Raw genomic sequence first — 19,733 nt, forward strand, 5'->3', positions numbered from 1 at the left:
TTTTATGGTGCTTAATCGAAAAATAATGCCTTTGTCAAAGATAAATACACTGTTCCACGTAGATTTTTTCATGACGCCCTTTAAAGCATGTGCTAAAGGATGCATAATTTCATACAAGTTAGATAGAATTAAATAGAATTTCCATGCAAAAAGCAATCCCTATAACCGCCTATAAATCGAGTAGTCTCTCTGGAAAAATTCGAATACCAGGAGATAAATCAATCTCCCACCGCTCTCTTATATTGGGAGGGTTAGCAAGTGGTGAAACATATATCCATGGATTACTTGAAAGCGCTGATGTACTCAATACAGCTGCTGCTATGCAGGCTATGGGCGCCTATATGATTAAGAAAGACGACCTCTGGATCATACGAGGAACAGGGAATGGTTGTCTCTTAGCTGCACAAAAACCGTTAGACTTTGGAAACTCTGGAACAGGTGCTCGCCTGATTATGGGAATGGTTGGTTCCTATCATATGAAAACAACTTTTATGGGTGATGCTTCTCTCTCTAAACGTCCCATGGGACGTATCCTCGAACCACTGCGTCTTATGGGTGTGGACATTGAGGCAACACACGGCGATCACCTTCCTTTAACGCTTTATGGTCCCAAAATAGCTAATCCGATTCGCTATCGTGTCCCCATAGCTTCCTCTCAAGTTAAATCAGCGGTTCTCCTTGCCGGACTCAATACTGCTGGCATTACAACTGTTATTGAACCGGTTCTTACACGCGATCATACGGAAAAAATGTTAAAAGCATTCGGTGCTAAACTTGAAATAGAAAGAGATAAAGAAGGTGCGCGTTTGATTCATCTTAATGGTTACCCCCATCTTACTGGACAAACGATTTATGTTCCAGGAGATCCTTCTTCTGCTGCTTTTCTAATTGTTGCTGCCCTTCTTGTAGAAGATTCTGATATCACTATTGAAAATGTTTTGATAAACAGTTCTCGAATAGGACTTATCAAAACATTGTGGGAAATGGGTGCTCAAATTGAATTTTTGAATCAACGCCAAACAGGTGGAGAAGATGTTGCTGATCTACGGATCAAATCATCGATCCTTAAAGGTGTTAGCGTGCCTAAAGAACGTGCTCCATCGATGATTGACGAATATCCCGCTTTGGCGGTAGCGGCAGCCTTTGCTGAAGGCAAAACAGTGATGCTAGGCATTGAAGAGTTGCGCGTTAAAGAATCAGATCGTCTCTCTGCTGTTGCTCAAGGATTAAAAATCAATCATGTAGATTGTGAAGAAGGGAAAGATTTCCTCATTGTTCATGGAAAAGGCTCTGGCAAAGGTTTAGGTGGTGGATATGTTACCACTTATCTTGATCACCGAATTGCTATGTGCTTTCTGATCTTTGGACTCGCATCAGAAAAACCTGTTACCATCGATGATAAACGAATGATCGCTACTAGCTTTCCAGAATTTATCCCTTTTATAAAACAACTTGGGGGAAAAATCGCTTGAAACCTTTTGTGATTGCAATTGATGGACCAGCGGCTTCCGGAAAAGGAACATTAGCACGCAAAATTGCTACGCATTACCATCTTCATCATCTGGATACGGGGCTTACTTATCGCGGTGTTGCTCATGCACTTTTACAAAAAAAACTGCCTCTTAATGATGAAAAGAATGCTATCATTTGTGCCCAACAGCTTGATTTTAATACCTTAAATTCTGCCCTTCTTTCTACTCATGAACTTGGTGAAGCGGCTTCAAAAATAGCGATTAACCCTGCTGTACGCAATATTCTTGTCGAAAAACAACGTAATTTTGCCAAAACTTTACCTGGAAGTGTACTTGATGGTCGTGATATTGGTACTGTTGTCTGCCCCGATGCCGATATTAAATTTTATGTTTTAGCCAATGTTCAAATACGTGCCAAACGCCGTTACCAAGAAATTTTAGAAAAGGGGGGGCAAGCAAATTATCATGAAATTCTTAGCGATCTTGAACAGCGAGACAGTCGCGATATAACGCGCAAACAAAGCCCCCTAAAACCGGCAAAAAACACCCACTTGCTTGATACGTCAGAATTGAGTATAGAAGCAACATTTGCAATTGCATGTACTTTTATTGATCCAATCATAAAAATGCATATAATTGGATAAATTCATTAAGGTGGTTTCCAGCCTAGCGCTAATTTTCTCTCCTTTATTCAAGGGAAAAGGCTAAGGAGTCACCCGTGTTAACACTAACCTAGCGCTCATACCTTATAAAGTAAGGTATATATTAGGAGTTCTTATGTCACAATACAATCCCACAACAGCGGATTTTGAAGCCCTTTTAACAGAATCTTTTCAAACCAATGATCTTAATGAAGGATCTGTTGTTAAAGGTCGTGTTATTGCAATCGAAAAAGACATGGCCATTATTGATGCTGGACTTAAAGTCGAAGGACGTATTCCCCTCAAAGAATTTGGAGCTAAAGCAAAAGATGGTTCTCTGCAAGTTGGCGATGAAGTTGAGGTTTACATTGAACGCATTGAAAATGCAATGGGCGAAGCTGTTTTATCGCGTGAAAAAGCACGTCGCGAAGAAAGTTGGGTCCGTTTAGAGGAAAAATTCAATGCTGGTGCACGCGTTGAGGGTGTTATCTTTAGTCAAGTAAAAGGTGGTTTTACAGTTGATCTTGATGGTGCCGTTGCTTTTTTGCCGCGCAGCCAAGTTGATATTCGTCCCATTCGTGATGTTTCACCTCTCATGCATAATGCACAATCTTTTGAAATTTTGAAGATGGATCGTCGTCGTGGCAATATTGTGGTCTCACGTCGTACTGTCTTAGAAGAAAGCCGTGCTGAGCAACGTTCAGAAATTGTACAAAATCTTGAAGAAAACCAAATTGTTGAAGGTGTGGTGAAAAATATCACAGATTATGGTGCCTTTGTTGATCTTGGTGGGATTGATGGTCTCTTACACGTTACAGATATGGCATGGCGGCGTGTGAACCACCCATCTGAAGTGCTTACAATTGGTCAAACGATTAAAGTTCAGATTATTCGCATTAATCAAGATACGCATCGTATTTCTCTTGGGATGAAACAGCTTGAAAGTGATCCTTGGGAAAGTATCAGTGTACGCTATCCTATTGGTAAAAAAATTACGGGTGCTGTTACCAATATTACTGACTACGGTGGTTTTGTTGAAATTGAACCAGGAATTGAAGGATTAATCCATGTTTCTGAAATGAGTTGGACAAAGAAAAATGTTCACCCTGGAAAAATTCTGTCTACATCACAAGAAGTAGAAGTGGTTGTTCTTGAAATTGATCCTTCTAAACGGCGTATTTCTCTTGGCTTAAAGCAAACATTTGAAAATCCATGGGAAGCTTTTGCCAATAAATTTCCTGTCAATTCACAAATTGAGGGAGAAGTTAAAAATAAAACAGAATTTGGTCTCTTCATTGGGCTTGAAGGCGATGTTGATGGTATGGTTCATCTCTCTGATCTCGATTGGAACCGTCCTGGTGAACAAGTTATTGATACTTACAATAAAGGCGATATCGTTAAAGCTGTGGTTTTGGATGTTGACATTGAAAAAGAGCGTATTTCTCTTGGAATTAAGCAGCTTTCTAGTGATAAAGTTGGAGAAGCGGCTGCTTCTGGCGAATTGCGAAAAGGGGCTGTTGTAACCTGTGAAGTGATTGCTGTTAACGACAATGATATTGATGTGAAATTGGTTGATCACAACCTTGAGACAACCATTCGGCGTGCTGATCTTGCGCGTGATCGTGATGAACAACGTCCTGAGCGTTTTGCAATTGGACAAAAGGTTGATGCACGCATCACAGCATTTGATAAAAAAACACGTAAAATTTCAGTATCTATCAAAGCATTAGAGATTGCAGAAGAAAAAGAGGCTGTTGCTCAATATGGTTCTACAGACTCAGGAGCTTCTCTTGGTGATATTCTCGGTGCAGCTTTGAAAAAACAAGAACAAGATTAATCATCAATCATTAAAATCGATGGTATTATTAAGGTCACTCATTTTAGGAGTGACCTTTTTATTTTCTAAAGAAATTATTTCCTTAATTTTTAATTATTGCATTAAAATTATTATAATTACTTGCAAATAAAAACAAAAAGTTTGTTTTTTGTCTCTCAACGGTTCACTATTCAGATAAAATTCTTACAATTTAAATAACAAGTGATGTAATTGAATAATAATGGGACATTATGGCGTGCACAATACCTTTCATAAAGTACTTTTTTTCTCAAAAGAAAGGAAAAGACCATTTTATTAATACGGCTCTTCCTCTTCGTGCAATTTATAAAGTACAGGAAGATCTTTATGACCTAGGGCATGATATAGCTTCTGGCAAAGAAATTTTGCTCCCTGAATATGAAGGAGTAGAAGATTTTCGCAAGAGATTAGATGAAAATGCTAAACTTATTCTCCGTGCCTTTCACACCTGTTATATTGCTGCGCAAAATGATGAAACTATGGCGCCATCTGCTCAATGGCTCCTTGATAATCATTATACCATTGACAAAACGATACAACAGCTTCGGTGTAACTTATCCAAATCCTTCATTAAACAACTTCCTCTTTATAAACAAAGGACAGATATACCACGTATCTTTGCTTTAGCTTGGCTTTATATTGCCCATACTGATAGCATATTTTCACAAAAAACACTCACGGCTATGATCAATGGATTTCAAGAAGTTTGTGCTCTCAAAATTGGTGAATTATGGGCACTTCCTTCTGTGATACAGATGTTGCTCATTGAAAACGTCCGTCGTCTTGCACTGCGCATTGAACAAACACGCACTATGCGCCAGCTTGCCCATAAAGTTGCTGATAAAATTTTCCTCACTTATAATGAAACAAAATTACATACTCTTTTTACTTGTTATGCACCATTCACTGTTTATCCAAGCTTTTCAGCCCATTTATTCTATCGTCTACGCAGTGCATCTGTCGATTCAACAACCGCATTAAATTGGCTTGAACAGCAATTACACAGCCAAGGCAGTAGCCTAGAAATCGCCACAACTGATGAACATCTGCGTCAAGCAGAAGATGGTGTCACCATGGGCAATATTATCCGTACCCTTAAAGCACTTGGTGATGTTGATTGGACAGTATGGTTTGAAACTGTTAGTTCCGTAGACTCTATTTTGCATAAAAATAGTGATTTTTCTAAAATTGATACTCACTCACGCAATATTTATCGACAAGTGATCGAAAAAGTTGCACGCTTTTCGCCCCTTAGTGAACAAGAAGTTGCACGAAAAGCGATAGAAATAGCACTTTCTCCTTCTGAAAATACACCTCTTCATTCTTCTGTTGGGTGGTATCTTACCGGTGATGGGCGGCATAGTTTTGAAAAAGCATGTGGCTACACCCCACCTTTTTTTATAAAATGGGCACGATTTTTCTGCCGCTCAAAGATAAGCATCATTGCTATTCCTGTCTCTTTTCTCACGCTTATCCTTTTGCTTACAATCTACGCTCTCTTACAGACATCTGAAACACCCTGGGTATCTCTTCTTTTCACTGCATTAGCGCTGTTTCCTGCCATAGATACCGCTTTTTCCTTCTTCAACACTGTTGTTTCATGGATTATTCCCTCAAAACAGCTCATTGGTTATGAATATAAAAAGGGAATTCCGGAATATGCACGCACAATGGTTGTTGTGCCTACTTTAATCACCTCACGCGAGTCTATTGATGAGCAAGTACACAATCTTGAAGTGCACTACCTTTCCAATCCCAAAGGCGCCATCCATTTTGCACTTCTCACAGATTGGGTAGACTCTCCCTTAGAGCAAACGCAAGATGATCTTGACTTGCTGCATTACGCGCAAAAGAGTATTGATCAACTTAATTGTCGTTATCCTCGTGGTGATATCCCTCTTTTTTTTCTTTTACACCGTAAGCGCCTTTATAATACCAGTGAAAAATGCTGGATGGGGTGGGAACGAAAGCGTGGTAAACTTCACGAACTTAATCTGTTATTAAGAGGCAATAAAAATACCAGTTTTTATCCGCCAAACCCGCATCTTCCTATGGATTGCCGTTTTGTTATGACGTTGGATGCAGATACGCGTCTGACCCCTGAATGTGTCACAAAACTTGTTGGAAAACTTAACCATCCGCTCAATCATCCTACTTTTGATCCACATCACAAGAAGGTTGTAAAAGGCTATAGCATTTTACAACCCCGTATTACGCCTTCTCTTACCACAGGAAAAGAAACATCAATTTTGCAACGGGCTTTTTCTACTAATCGCGGTCTTGATCCTTATGTCTTTGCTGTTTCTGATACCTATCAAGATCTTTTGGGAGAAGGAACTTTTATTGGCAAAGGTCTTTATCATATTGATGTATTTCAGCAAGCACTTGACGGAAAAATTAAAGAAAATACTGTTCTTAGTCATGACCTTTTAGAGGGGGGATATGCACGTACTGCATTGGTGAGTGATGTAGAAGTCATTGAGGATTATCCAATAGCTTACCATGTTGATGTGGCGCGTTATCACCGTTGGGTTCGTGGGGATTGGCAACTCTTGCCGTATCTCTTTTGTCCTCGTCAAATTAGCTCTACGACACGTTGGAAAATGCAGGATAATCTGCGCCGTTCCCTCACGCCTCTGATGTGGCTCATTGCTGCCTTTGCAGGATGGTCTCTTTTACCATTAAAGAGTGCAATTCTTTGGCAAACATTCTTGTTCTTTAGTCTTTTCATTTCACCAATTTTAAGTGTCTTACAAACGCTTATTCCATCCAATATTGATTATTCTTTACGTGGGTATTTTCAATTAATTTTGCATAAAATGACCCTGATAAGTGCAAATATATTTCTTAAAATGATATTTCTTGCTCATTCAGCTTATTTTATGACTGATGCAATTATCCGCACACTTTATCGCATGGCGATTTCAAAACAGCACTTGCTTGAATGGAAAACCTCTGCCGCAACAAAATCTATGCCCAATAGTCTTGGCTTCTCTATTTTTACAATGTGGCCAGCAGCACTTATTGGTATCCTTGCCATAGCAATGCCTCTCTTTTCTCATAATTTTGCAAGTTTTATTGCCTTACCTTTTGGTCTGGCATGGTTTTTTTCACCCTTCATTGCGTGGATTGTTAGTCAACCTTCAACATTTCAAGATACTCTTCATGAATCTTTTGAAGATAAGAAAACTCTGCGATCTATTGCACGACAGACATGGCTTTATTATGCAAATTTTGTCAACGCACAAAGCAATTATTTGCCCCCCGATAATTTTCAAGAAGATCCTGAACCTCTGATTGCACAACGCACATCCCCCACAAATATTGGACTTTATCTTCTTTCTGTTATTGCTGCACGTGACTTTGGCTGGATTAGTTGTGACGAGACCATTACCCGCATTGAATGTACATTAAGCTCTCTTGAAAAAATGGAAAAATTCCGTGGGCATCTTTATAACTGGTATGAAACAGATACACTCAAACCTCTTTTGCCCACTTATGTATCAACTGTTGATTCAGGAAATCTTGCTGGCCATTTGCTCACTCTTGCTTCAGCCTTAAGAGAATGGGCGGAAAAACCTCATGTTTTTATTCAAAGTGATCAAGAGGGCTTGCGTGATGTTTATGCTCTTTTGGCAGAAACTGTCAAAGAAATTCCGAATAATCAACCCACTTTACATTCCTTACGTCAACAAATCGAAGAGCATATCACCAATTTTGATCATTGTATGAATACTGCTCTAGAAACACCAAACACCATCATTTCTCAGCTTACAGACCTATCACTTATTGCTCGTAATCTTGTGCAGTTAATAGATGAACTTCATCAAAAAATTCAAACGACAAAATCCGCTCAAACACTCTCTTGGGCAAAGTGTCTTTCAGAAACCTGTGAAGCTCACCATCATGATGCTACTGGTGGCTATGACAGTGAAAAATTACGTAAAACATTGAATAGTTTGGCTGAAGAAGCGCGGCAAATTGCCTTGGATATGAAATTTGACTTTTTAGAACAACCTGAACGACATCTTTTGTCTATTGGATATCGTGTTCAAGAAAATAAACTCGATGAAAATTGTTATGATCTCCTTGCTTCAGAAGCACGCCTAGCAAGTCTTTTTGCTATCGCAAAAGGCGATATAAAAGTAAAACATTGGTTTCATCTTGGTCGACTCTTCGTTCCCATTGGTTGGAAAGGTGCATTGTTATCATGGTCTGGCTCCATGTTCGAATATCTCATGCCATCCCTTGTTATGCACGAACCTTTGGGATCTCTCCTCGATCAAACCAATCGACTGATTATTCATCATCAAATACAATACGCCTATAAACGTGGATTACCTTGGGGAATTTCAGAGGCTGCATTTAACGCTCGCGATCATTTAATGAATTACCAATATGCTCACTTTGGTGTTCCAAACCTCGGTCTTCAGCGTGGTCTTTCACGCAATACCGTTATTGCTCCCTATGCCAGTCTTTTAGCAGCACAATATGTCCCCGACCAAACCGTAACCAATTTAAAATACCTCCGTGATCTTGGAGCTTTGGGAACATACGGTTATTACGATTCTCTTGATTTTACCCCCTCACGCGTAAAAACAGGAGAAAAATACGCTGTGGTACGCAATTATTATGCGCATCATCATGGTATGTCCATTCTTGCTATCGATAATGTTATTTTCCAAGGGCGGATGCGTGATCGCTTTCACCGTGACCCAATCGTTGAAGCAATCCAATTTTTATTACAGGAAAGAGCACCGCATCAAATTTCCATCATCCATAGCAAAGTTATTGATCGCATGCGTAATAATTGTCGAGAATTCGATGATGCTCCTTTGCGCATTATAAAAAACCCACTGCTTAAACCACGTGAAACTTTGCTCTTATCTCATGGTTCCTATTCTACAATGTTGACAGCCAATGGTTCTGGCTACAGCCGTTGGCATGATTATGCGATTACGCGCTTTATTCCCGATGCGACAGAAGATCAACAAGGGACTTTGTTCTTTCTCCGTGAAACAGATAGTGGACGTTGGTGGTCTGTGACTGGTGAGCCAACACGCGTTGTAGGAGAAGAAGCAGTCTGCATTTTTACAGATGAAAAAGCTGAATATATAAAAATGGTTGATGGTATCAAATCAACACTTGAATGTCTTATTACCTCTGAAGGGTGCGGTGAAGGCAGACGTCTTCAACTTATCAATACAACAAACAAAGACCGTATCATTGAAGTGACCTCTTATGCTGAACTCGCACTCGCAACAATGGATGCAGATCAAGTTCATCCTGCTTTTTCGCGTATGTTTATAGAAACAGAAATTGCTAAGACAAGAAGGATAATTTTTGCTAAAAGGCGCAAACGCTCTCCCAATGACCCTGAAATCCACATTGCCCATTTTGTTACTGGTGATAATATCCAAAAAACAGAAGTAGAAACGGATCGCTTGTTATTCATTGGTAGGGGACGATCCATTCATCGCCCTGCAGCATTTGACCGCAATGCGCGTTTTAGCAATAGTCAAGGGTGTGTGCTTGATCCCATTATCTCACTGCGATGCCATGTAAAAATTCCAGCACATGAAAAAGTTGAACTCATTTTTTGGACTTTTGCTGCTCATGCAAAAGAAACACTGCACAATTATATTAAACATTATCGTCAACCTAATATATTCCAGCAAGAATTTTCAATGGCATGGACACGCTCACAAGTCTCGCTGTATCAAAGTGGTATCAGCCTTAAAGAAGCTATTACCTATCAAAAATATGCAACACCACTTATCTATCCTGATCGAACATGGCGTCTTTCTTCAAAAAACTTAGCAAAAAATCTTGGTAAACAATCTGATCTTTGGCCAATGTCACTGTCAGGAGATATTCCACTCTGCCTTCTCAGATTAGATAATGAGGGAGATATCTCTGTCTTGCGTGAGCTTCTTAAAGCACATGAATATTGGCGTATGCGTGGACTTGTTGTTGATCTCGTTATTCTTAATGAACAAGCATTTTCCTACATACAAAATACACAACATGCCATTGAATGGGTATGCGAATCTTATCGCCATCACACACATGACACAGATGAACGTCAACATATTTTCACACTTCGGCGTGATCAAATGAATGACCAGAGTTTTAAAACCCTTCTTGCCTCAGCTCGCATTATCCTTGATGCGCAAAACGGGTCTTTGTTTGAACAACTCAAACAATTTGACAATAATGACTTTGATTTCACCATCCATAAGGAACATCAAGAATCCTATTATCAATTAAACGACCCCAAATATAATCAAGACCGACAAAGTATAGCATCAACGCAGCAAAACCTCTTTGCTTCTCTTGGTCTTATCGGTCAACAAAAAACTTCACCTCTTCCAATTGATGGAAATGATCTGAAATATTGGAATGGTTATGGTGGATTTAATCATCATAATCATTATGTGATACGTCTTCATGGACATACCACCACACCACATCCATGGATTAATGTCATTGCTCATAAAAACTTTGGCTTTCATGTCTCTGCTGAGGGTGCAATTTTTACTTGGGCAAACAATAGTCGTGATTATCACCTAACCCCTTGGAGTAATGATCCCATTTCTAACCGCCCAGGAGAAGCGCTTTATCTTGTAGACCGTCTTTCTTTAAAACGATTTTCACCCGTTTCTGCTGTTGAATGTGATGAAAATGTTGTCTATGAGGCTTGCCATGGTTTTGGATTTTCAACTTTTAAATCCACACATACAGAGATTATCTTAGAACTCACCCATACACTCTATCCAGAAAAACCAGTGCGTCTTTCACGTCTCACCCTTAAAAATAATGGGAAAAAAACACGCAGTTTACGCCTTTATAATTATGTTGAATGGGTTTTGGGCAATGTCCGTACAAAATATGCACCTTTCATACTCCCCTATTATGATCTTATGCGTGGTGCACATTTTATCCAAAATCCCTACCACATCGACAAATCTCAACAAGTGACATTTTTATCTGCTTCCCAAATGCCAACAAGTACGACCACTGATCGCACTGAATTTATCGGTGTAACGGGAACAGTGACACATCCTCACGCGATCCGTAAAGCCGATACTCTTTCAAATACAGTTGAAGCAGGATGTGATCCCTGTTCAGCATTTTCCTACGATATTGATCTTCACCCAGGGCAAACAAAAGAAATCATTTTCTATCTTGGTAGTGCTGAAAATAAGCAAGAAGCGGAAAAATTACTAGACCAAGTGCGTGTAAGTGATTTTGAAACTCTGCTCACACAACAAAAACAGCAATGGGATGATTTTGTTGCCCCATTCCAAGTTAAAACACCTGATCCCTCTTTTGATCTTATGGTCAATCATTGGCTTCCTTATCAAATTTACGCTTGCCGCATGATGGCACGCGCTGCCTTTTATCAAGCAAGTGGTGCATTTGGCTTTCGCGATCAGTTGCAAGACAGCTTGTCCTTGTTATTATTAAACCCACAAATCGCGCGTGAACAATTGTTAAACGCCGCGGCACACCAATTTCTCGAAGGCGATGTACAACATTGGTGGTTGCCCGATACAAATGCTGGTGTTCGCACACGTATTTCTGATGATATTGTTTGGCTTGCCTATGGAACAGCGCTTTATGTCAACACCACTGGTGATAGCATATTTCTTGATACCCCTATTGCTTTTATTGAAGGAGATTCTCTCAACAGTGAACAACAAGATGCTTATTTTAAGCCCATACAATCCTTAAAGGTCGCAACAATTTATGAACATTGTGCTTTAGCTTTAGATCTTGCCATCAAACGCTGTGGACCACATGGACTTCCCCTTATTTTGAGCGGCGATTGGAATGATGGCATGAATTTGGTAGGTATTAAAGGAAAAGGTGAAAGCACGTGGTTGGGATGGTTTCTTGGGTGCACACTACAAGCATTTATCCCCCTTGCCCGAAAAAGGAATGACAACACCCGTGTTGCAACATGGAGTGCATATCTTGAACGTTTAACAAAGTCCTTAGAAGAAAATGGTTGGGATGGTGCTTGGTATCGGCGTGGTTATTTTGATGATGGAACGCCCCTTGGCTCTCAAATCAATGATGAATGTAAAATTGATACCATTGCGCAATCTTGGGCTGTTATTTCGCAAATGGCATCGCCTGAGCGCCAAAAAAAAGCAATGGCATCAATGCTTGAACAGCTGTATGATGAAAAAGGCGGCCTTATACGCCTTTTCTGGCCACCTTTTGATAAAACAACTCTCGAACCCGGTTATATAAAAGGTTATCCCCCAGGTATTCGAGAAAATGGCGGTCAATATACGCATGGTGCTATTTGGAGTATTTTGGCGCTTGCGCAAATGGGTGAAAGCGATAAAGCTTATACTTTATTTTCTGCCATTAACCCGATTACTCATGGGCAAAATCCTGAAATTTATCGTGTGGAACCTTATGTTATGGCTGCAGATATTTATGCCATTGAACCATATCGTGGACAAGGTGGTTGGACATGGTATACAGGTTCGGCAGGCTGGTTCTACCGCGCCGCAACACAAGCTATTCTTGGGATTAATCGTCAAAATGACCAATTATTCTTAGAGCCACATTTACCTTCTTCATGGTCTGAATATGAAGCAAAAATGAAATTTCATGATGCTGTTTATACCATTAAAGTGAAATGGGGAGCTGAAAATATGCTTCGTGTTGATGATAAAAATTATGCTCATATTCAAGCAGGGATAAAGTTGGAAAAAACGGGCAAACATGAGATCATATGCGTTCTTAAATCCTCAAAACAGAAAAGATAAAAGGCTTTTTTTATTCTTGCTCAAAACCTTAGAGTTGTTATAGTTTCTCTCATTCCTATATGTATTCTATTGACCTATATGGATTTTGTTGGAGCACAATAATTTTATATTCTACGAGACTGAAAGAACGAGGGTTATGAATCATCCAGATATTGCAAGGCGTGTTTACAATCATACCTGGAAACTTGATCCTATTATTCGTTCATTGCTCGATACGGATTTTTATAAACTTCTTATGGTACAGATGATTTGGGGGCTTTATCCTCATGTCAATGTTACCTTCTCCCTCATAAACCGCAGCAAAACAATACGTCTTGCCGATGATATTGATGAGGGTGAACTGCGTGCCCAACTTGATCACGCCTTGAGCTTGCGCTTTACGAAAAAAGAAATGATTTGGCTTGCTGGTAATACATTTTATGGGCGTAAACAAATTTTCGAACCAGATTTTCTTCATTGGCTTGAGAACTTTCAACTCCCAGAATATGAACTTACCCGCAAAGATGGCCAATATATCCTTCATTTTCACGGTCCGTGGGCTCATAGCTCCATGTGGGAAATTCCCGCTCTTGCTATTATCAGTGAATTGCGTTCACGTGCCGCTATGAAAAACCTCGATCGTTTTGCTCTCGATGTACTTTATGCACGCGCTAAAGCAAAAATGTGGAGTAAAGTTGAACGTCTTAAAAAATTACCTGATATTAAAATATCTGATTTTGGTACAAGACGTCGTCATTCTTTTTTATGGCAACGCTGGTGTGTTGAAGCATTAAAAGAAGGTATTGGCAATTCTTTTACCGGAACTTCTAATGTTCTTCTAGCCATGGATACAGATTTAGAAGCTCTTGGAACCAATGCCCATGAATTACCCATGGTCATTGCTGCTCTTAGCAACAATGATGATGATTTACGCAGAGCACCCTATCAAGTCTTGCAAGATTGGAATCGTTATTACGGTGGAAATCTTCTTATTGTTTTGCCTGATACCTTTGGCACAGAAGCATTTTTATGCAATGCTCCAGATTGGGTAGCAGATTGGACAGGTTTTAGACCGGATAGTGCACCCCCTATTGAAGGTGGAGAACGTATTATTCAATGGTGGAAAGAAAAAGGAAAAGATCCACGCGAAAAACTCTTAATTTTTTCTGATGCACTTGATGTCGATACAATTGAAAAAACCTATCATCATTTCCAGGGAAAAGTGCGCATGAGTTTTGGATGGGGCACTGATCTTACCAATGACTTTACAGGCTGCGCTCCTCAAGAAATCGCAACCCTTGATGCTCTTTCCCTTGTTTGTAAGGTAACTCATGCCAATGGTCGACCAGCCGTAAAACTTTCAGATAACCCTGAAAAAACGATTGGTGATTCAAAAGAGTTACAACGTTATCTCAATTTTTTTGGTGATAAAAAGCGCTTTGCTGGACCTACAAAGATGTAGTTTTCAGCTCTTTAGATATATTGATTAAAAAGTTAAGCTTTATCCTACTTTAAGGACGAGTATTCTTAACTCTTTTAAGGTCATAGTAAATCGTTCAGCTTCTTGTTGAGCCGATTCCACTTGGTTTCTCATACATTCGGTTCACTTATACAAGGCGCAATAAGAAAAACTTAAAAATATGCACGATGCATTTAAAAAACTTAATGTATCAAGAATGTATCAAGGAAGTTTAGCGAAAGAAACTTACATGCTTTACAAAAATAAAGCCTTTTCTATCATTATGAAGATGGACGTGTCACAATATAAATAGCAATTAACAATGATATAACGGCAATGAGTAAAGAAATCCATAAAGGAGGGTGTAGCATTACGAAAAAGGATAATCCCCCTCCTGTCATACTCATCACGGCAAAAATTTTAACAAATGGAGAAATAGCTCTTCTTTCTTCCCATCGTTTAAGAGGGGGACCAAAAATACGATGATTATTCAACCACTGATGAAAATGTGGAGAAGAACGCGTAAAACACCATGAGGCAACCAACAAAAAAGGTACCGTTGGCATAATAGGTAATACCACACCGATAATACCTAATATAACCATTATCCAACCTGCTATATAATAGCAGAGGCGTAAAGGGTGTGATATCTTGAAATATTTCTTCATTCTCTCGTATTATTTTCCTCCACTTAAAACTTTACACAAAAAAATTGTATCTGTTTTACTGTTTATATCTTTGAGTGGGCAATCCCTCTTTACTATTTTCCTTCTCCACCATTTCTATGTGTAAGTGCCTTTACTGTCATAAGTTCCTTCAGGATACTAAATCGCTTTGCAATATGATAATTATTTTAAATGGTTTCAAGAAATAAGAAGAGACTTTAGAAAAGTAAAAAAAATAAAAAGGCTGCAGAATAAATCAATGCAGCCTCTTAATTAAGAATGCAGTGTTGGGGGGGGGAGAAAAATACTGCATTCATTTGCTAGACATTAGGAGGAAAAATAACCTAGCAATTCAACCTCTAATTAAAATAAGCATAAGAAACAATGTATAAAAATGCATGGCTGATATGCATGAATTTTATCACCGTCAAGTTTCTTGAACTGTGTTTTGACGAATGAAAATCATCATAAAAATGGCAATAAAAATCAATGTTAAGATCAACACAATTGTGGAAGCAGAATCAGAGCCGATAAATAAACTGAGATAAATCCCTAAAAAACCAGAAAGAGCTGCAACAAGTATCGCGATCATTAACATAAAAGAAAACCGTTTTGTGACAAGATAGGCAATTGCTCCTGGTGCTATCAGTAAGGAAATAACAAGTACAATTCCAACCGCTTTCAAAGCCGCAACAATTGTGAGAGAAATCATTGTGAGAAGGGTATAGTGGAGCAGTGATATTCGCAATCCCATCGCACGACCTTGTACGGAATCAAAAATATACAGCATAAAATCACGCCATTTTGCGCCTAAAATAAAGGTAACGATCGCAGAAATAATCGCCGTCTGTGTAATATCAAGCCAGTTAACACCCAACAGGTTACCAAATAGAATATGATTTAAATCTAGGCTACTATAGATAGATGTTGCCAAAACAAGCCCTAAACCAAACATTGATGAAAAAACAACACCCATCACTGTATCTTGTTTGATACGACTATTGCTTCCTAAAAAACCTGTTGTAAGAGCACAAACCATACCCGCAATAAAAGCACCGCACGTAATCAAAGTCATTGTAATATTCTCTGGACGCATATGCTGGAACCAAGCAAATGGTAAAGAAGTCAAAAATGCTATCACCCACGGCGTTGTCATATAACCAACAACAACACCAGGAAAAACGGCATGGGAAATGGCATCTCCTAACAATGCCCATCCTTTCAGAATAAGAAAACAAGAAAGCATTGCCATTGGAATAGAAAGGATCATAACAATAAGCATGCCTTTCAGCATAAAAGAAAATTGAAAAGGAAGTAGTAATTGATCAATCATGACAATATCATCCCTTTTTTGGCTGCATTGATCCGTAAACGTGCAGCAATATACCCGTGTTTAGGAGCAAAAATAAAAGCTAACATAAACAAAAATGCTTGAAAAAGCACAACGACACCACCCGTTTGTGCATTCAAAAAATAACTCACATAAACACCCAATACGCTTGTAAATGTTCCAATTATAACCGCAATAATCAAGATATTCGAAAAACGATCACTTAAGAGATAAGCTGTTGCCCCAGGTGTTACCACAAGGCAAATGACCAAAAATGCTCCAACTGTTTGCATCGCAGCAACAGTACAAGCAGCAAGCAGTGTAAAAAAGAGAATCTTTAAAAATTTTACGTTCAATCCAATGGCATGTGCGTGTGTTTCATCAAATAAAGAAACAAGGAGATCTTTCCATTTTAAAAGCAATAGAAATAAAGAGAAAAAACCAATAAAAGCCAGTTGTATAATATCTGATAAACTGACTGCTAAAATATTTCCCAAAACAATCGTATCAATATTCACAGCCATTGGTTTTAATGATTTGAGAAATAATCCAAAAGCAAAAAAAGAAGAAAAAATGAGACCAATAATGGTATCTTCTTTCAGTTTTGTCCGCTGATTAAAAAACAGCATAGCTGCTGCAGCAAGACCACCAGAAAAAAAAGCGCCAAGTGAAAACGGTAACCCTAAAAGGTAAGCCCCTGCGACACCAGGTACAATTGAATGGGAAAGCGCATCACCAATAAGCGACCAACCTTTTAACATCAAAAAAGCAGAAAGAAAGGCACAAACACACCCAACTAACCCAGAAACCCACATTGCATTCACCATATATTGGTAGCTCAGTGGTTCAAGCAAAAAAGAAATCATGCAACGTGCTCCACTTTTTCAATATTTTCACAAACTGTGGATTGTTTTCTTTCCATAAAAATATTATTTTTTTTAGTGTCTTGAAGATCAAAAATATGGTGGTGCAAAGCTCCTCCAAAAGTTTTCTCCAGATTTTCCTTTGTGAAGATTTTTTCTGTTAACCCAGAAGCTAAAACAGTTCCTTTTATTAAAACCGTATGATCACAAAATTCCGGAACAGAGCCTAAATTATGGGTAGAGACCAAGATTACTGCTCCTTCTTTACGAAGATCTTGTAACAAAGCAATGATTTTATCTTCTGTTGTAACATCAACCCCTGTAAACGGTTCATCTAATAAAATAGCTTTTGCTTTTTGTGCCAAAGCACGCGCTAGAAAAACACGCTTTTTCTGTCCACCAGAAAGTTCTCCAATCTGGCGCTTGGCAAAAGGCAACATATCTACGCGTTCTAAGGCAACACGAACAGCTTCATAATCTCGTGCGCTGGCATAGCGAAAAAAATTCATATGACCATACCGCCCCATCAAGACAACATCTTCAACCAGAACAGGAAAATTCCAATCCACATCTTCACTTTGAGGAACATAAGCAATAAGATTTTTTTTCAAAGCGACATCAACGGGCAAATCAAACATGCGAATTTTCCCCTTTGAAGGGCGTACAAACCCCATAATTGCTTTAAATAATGTTGATTTACCGGATCCATTAACGCCAACCAACGCTGTAATAGAACCCTTTGGACTTTCAAAGTTTACTTCGCGTAAAGCTGTATGTCCATTACGATAAGTTACCGTTACCCCTTGGGCAAATATTCCACATTCCGTCATTGGCTTTTTACTCCCTCTAATAAGGCATTGCTAATACGCCCACTCGTGACACGTAATAAATCAATATAAGTGGGGACTTCACCATTTTTCTCACTTAGAGAATCAACATAGAGAACACCACCGTATTTAGCCCCTGTTTCTCTTGCAACTTGTTTTGCTGGTGCTGGAGAGATCGTGCTTTCAGAAAAAACGGCATGAATATTGTATTTACGAACCATATCAATAACATGCTTAACCTGCTGCGGTGTTCCTTGCTGATCCGCGTTAATGGGCCATAAATAAAGTTCTTTTAAATCAAAATCACGCGCCAAATAGCTAAATGCACCCTCACTGGTTACAAGCCAACGTTTATCCTGAGGAACGGCTGCCAATTCAGTTCTAATTGGATCAATGGTGGCGCGAATCTTCTGCTTATAAATTTCAGCATTTTCTTTATAAATAGCAGCATTCTCAGGATCATATTTTACAAAAGCATCGCGAATATTATCAACATAAATCAAAGCAGAGGTCGGTGACATCCATGCATGAGGATTCGGCTTACCACTAAAGGGGCCCTCACCAATTGTAATGGGTACAACACCTTTTGAAACAACGACACTTGGAACATCATTGATATTTTGAAAAAATTTTTCAAACCAAAGTTCTAATTCTAACCCATTCCATAGGATAAGATTTGCGCCTTGTGCACGCATGAGATCACGAGGGGTGGGCTGATATTCGTGAATTTCAGCACCTGGTTTCGTGATTGATTCAACATCAGCCGCATCACCTGCTACATTTCGCGCCATATCGGCAATAATGGTGAATGTCGTAACAGCTTTAAATTTACCAGCACATACCGCTAAATTAGGAGTAAGAAAAATAAAACTTCCCAGAATGAGAGTAAAAATTTTTTTTATATTCATTAATTTTCTCTTTATTTTATTGCGAATGATTTGCATTATCATTTAGCCATAACAGTTATCTTTTGCATTTGCAATGAAGGATTTTTACAAAAATTAACTTTTCAAGTCCTTTAAAAAAAATTCTTTCTTTTCTTAAAAATTTACCTTAAAAAATTGAATGATTTTAAAGAAAAATTGCTTTGTTATTTTGCAAAGAATTTAATAAAAATTCGAGATATCTTTTCCATTCGTTGCTGATAAGCTTGTGTTTTATGGCACTTTTTATCTCATAAAGTCTGTGACTTTTCGATTGCTGTTCAATCAACAGCTCATTCCAATGAATAACATATTAATTTATAAGGATAACGTATCGTTTTATTGAGTTAATGATCTGAGTATCATAGGGTTTTATCATTTTAAACTTTTTTATTATGACGCAATGATTATCTTTTACTTGATCATTACAAGCAAATGAGTCTGTAAACAAAAACGATAAAAAGGAATAAAAGTCCTTTTATGGTCTCTCGCAACACAAGGTTTTGTCGGCTATATGGAAGCTAGAAAAGAGAAAGTATAATGGAGCCAATAAGCTTATCCACGGATGCTATCGTAAAATAAACCTAGAAGCATTGAAATATGTTTCTCAAAACAAGCACACATTTGAAAAAATATTGCGTATATCTGTTTGGTTTATCTCTGAAATGAGAATGCAGCTTTTTTAGAAGAGAATATCAAGATATAAAGTAAAAAAACTCTTCCGATGATCTTCCTTTTTAATTCAGCTTTACATTAAATGAATTTTAAAAATCCAAAGGATTTTAGTCTATTATTGGTGGTTTTAGTAGATCAGGTTAGTCAAGTTATTTACAGATATTATGCAATTTTTGCGTTTTTTCTAAAGAATCTCAAGCAATACCTTTTAATTCATAGAAGGCGTATTGCCCTATGTTTTTACTCTCATTTTCC

At 38.5% G+C, this 19,733-nt stretch carries 10 protein-coding genes; 5 read left to right on the plus strand and 5 right to left on the minus strand.

The annotated features are described in order from the left end of the window. Positions 1 to 143 precede the first annotated feature (143 nt). The 5 genes from aroA (at position 144) to pncB (ending at position 14,198) form a co-directional block, all read left to right on the plus strand. Positions 144 to 1,472 (plus strand): 3-phosphoshikimate 1-carboxyvinyltransferase, encoded by a 1,329-nt coding sequence (aroA, locus tag D1092_RS09050; protein WP_120121591.1) that lies wholly within the window; start codon positions 144 to 146, stop codon positions 1,470 to 1,472. Then, entirely contained in the window at positions 1,469 to 2,116 is a 648-nt protein-coding gene (gene cmk, locus D1092_RS09055; protein WP_120121592.1) for a (d)CMP kinase, read from the plus strand. The genes aroA and cmk overlap by 4 nt, the downstream gene beginning before the upstream one ends. Positions 2,117 to 2,249: 133 nt before the next feature. Then, positions 2,250 to 3,950: a 30S ribosomal protein S1 gene (gene rpsA, locus D1092_RS09060; RefSeq protein WP_120121593.1), complete on the plus strand. Its 1,701-nt coding sequence runs from the start codon at positions 2,250 to 2,252 to the stop codon at positions 3,948 to 3,950. Positions 3,951 to 4,180: 230 nt separating this feature from the next. After that, positions 4,181 to 12,757 carry a glycoside hydrolase family 94 protein gene (locus tag D1092_RS09065; protein WP_120121594.1) on the plus strand — a complete coding sequence of 2,859 codons (8,577 nt, stop codon included), beginning with the start codon at positions 4,181 to 4,183 and terminating at the stop codon, positions 12,755 to 12,757. Positions 12,758 to 12,893: 136 nt separating this feature from the next. Continuing rightward, positions 12,894 to 14,198 (plus strand): nicotinate phosphoribosyltransferase, encoded by a 1,305-nt coding sequence (pncB, locus tag D1092_RS09070; RefSeq protein WP_120121595.1) that lies wholly within the window; start codon positions 12,894 to 12,896, stop codon positions 14,196 to 14,198. A 278-nt stretch (positions 14,199 to 14,476) separates the two neighbouring features. On the opposite strand, the gene D1092_RS09075 is transcribed toward pncB, so the two are convergent. The 5 genes from D1092_RS09075 to D1092_RS09095 form a co-directional block, all read right to left on the minus strand. Next, positions 14,477 to 14,863, minus strand: a complete 387-nt coding sequence (locus D1092_RS09075) for a YbaN family protein (protein ID WP_120121596.1) — start codon at positions 14,861 to 14,863, stop codon at positions 14,477 to 14,479. A gap of 424 nt (positions 14,864 to 15,287) precedes the next feature. Beyond that, positions 15,288 to 16,193, minus strand: a complete 906-nt coding sequence (locus D1092_RS09080; protein ID WP_120121597.1) for a metal ABC transporter permease — start codon at positions 16,191 to 16,193, stop codon at positions 15,288 to 15,290. Continuing rightward, entirely contained in the window at positions 16,190 to 17,056 is an 867-nt protein-coding gene (locus tag D1092_RS09085) for a metal ABC transporter permease (RefSeq protein ID WP_120121598.1), read from the minus strand. The genes D1092_RS09080 and D1092_RS09085 overlap by 4 nt, the downstream gene beginning before the upstream one ends. Beyond that, the gene (locus tag D1092_RS09090; protein ID WP_120121599.1) at positions 17,053 to 17,883 is read right to left on the minus strand and encodes a manganese/iron ABC transporter ATP-binding protein; all 831 of its coding nucleotides are present in this window, start codon (positions 17,881 to 17,883) and stop codon (positions 17,053 to 17,055) included. Before D1092_RS09090 ends, D1092_RS09085 begins: the two co-directional genes overlap by 4 nt. Continuing rightward, the gene (locus D1092_RS09095) at positions 17,880 to 18,788 is read right to left on the minus strand and encodes a metal ABC transporter substrate-binding protein (RefSeq protein ID WP_120121600.1); all 909 of its coding nucleotides are present in this window, start codon (positions 18,786 to 18,788) and stop codon (positions 17,880 to 17,882) included. The genes D1092_RS09090 and D1092_RS09095 overlap by 4 nt, the downstream gene beginning before the upstream one ends. Positions 18,789 to 19,733 lie beyond the last annotated feature (945 nt).

Source organism: Bartonella krasnovii (assembly GCF_003606345.3).
Lineage (GTDB): Bacteria > Pseudomonadota > Alphaproteobacteria > Rhizobiales > Rhizobiaceae > Bartonella > Bartonella krasnovii.

What these genes read in the sequence shown, in the direction of transcription:
- aroA (WP_120121591.1), top strand. Translation starts at nt 144, where the DNA reads ATGCAAAAAGCAATCCCTATAACCGCCTATAAATCGAGTAGTCTCTCT.
- rpsA (WP_120121593.1), top strand. Translation starts at nt 2,250, where the DNA reads ATGTCACAATACAATCCCACAACAGCGGATTTTGAAGCCCTTTTAACA.
- D1092_RS09065 (WP_120121594.1), top strand. Translation starts at nt 4,181, where the DNA reads ATGGCGTGCACAATACCTTTCATAAAGTACTTTTTTTCTCAAAAGAAA.
- pncB (WP_120121595.1), top strand. Translation starts at nt 12,894, where the DNA reads ATGAATCATCCAGATATTGCAAGGCGTGTTTACAATCATACCTGGAAA.
- D1092_RS09075 (WP_120121596.1), bottom strand. Translation starts at nt 14,863, where the DNA reads ATGAAGAAATATTTCAAGATATCACACCCTTTACGCCTCTGCTATTAT.
- D1092_RS09080 (WP_120121597.1), bottom strand. Translation starts at nt 16,193, where the DNA reads ATGATTGATCAATTACTACTTCCTTTTCAATTTTCTTTTATGCTGAAA.
- D1092_RS09085 (WP_120121598.1), bottom strand. Translation starts at nt 17,056, where the DNA reads ATGATTTCTTTTTTGCTTGAACCACTGAGCTACCAATATATGGTGAAT.
- D1092_RS09090 (WP_120121599.1), bottom strand. Translation starts at nt 17,883, where the DNA reads ATGACGGAATGTGGAATATTTGCCCAAGGGGTAACGGTAACTTATCGT.
- D1092_RS09095 (WP_120121600.1), bottom strand. Translation starts at nt 18,788, where the DNA reads ATGAATATAAAAAAAATTTTTACTCTCATTCTGGGAAGTTTTATTTTT.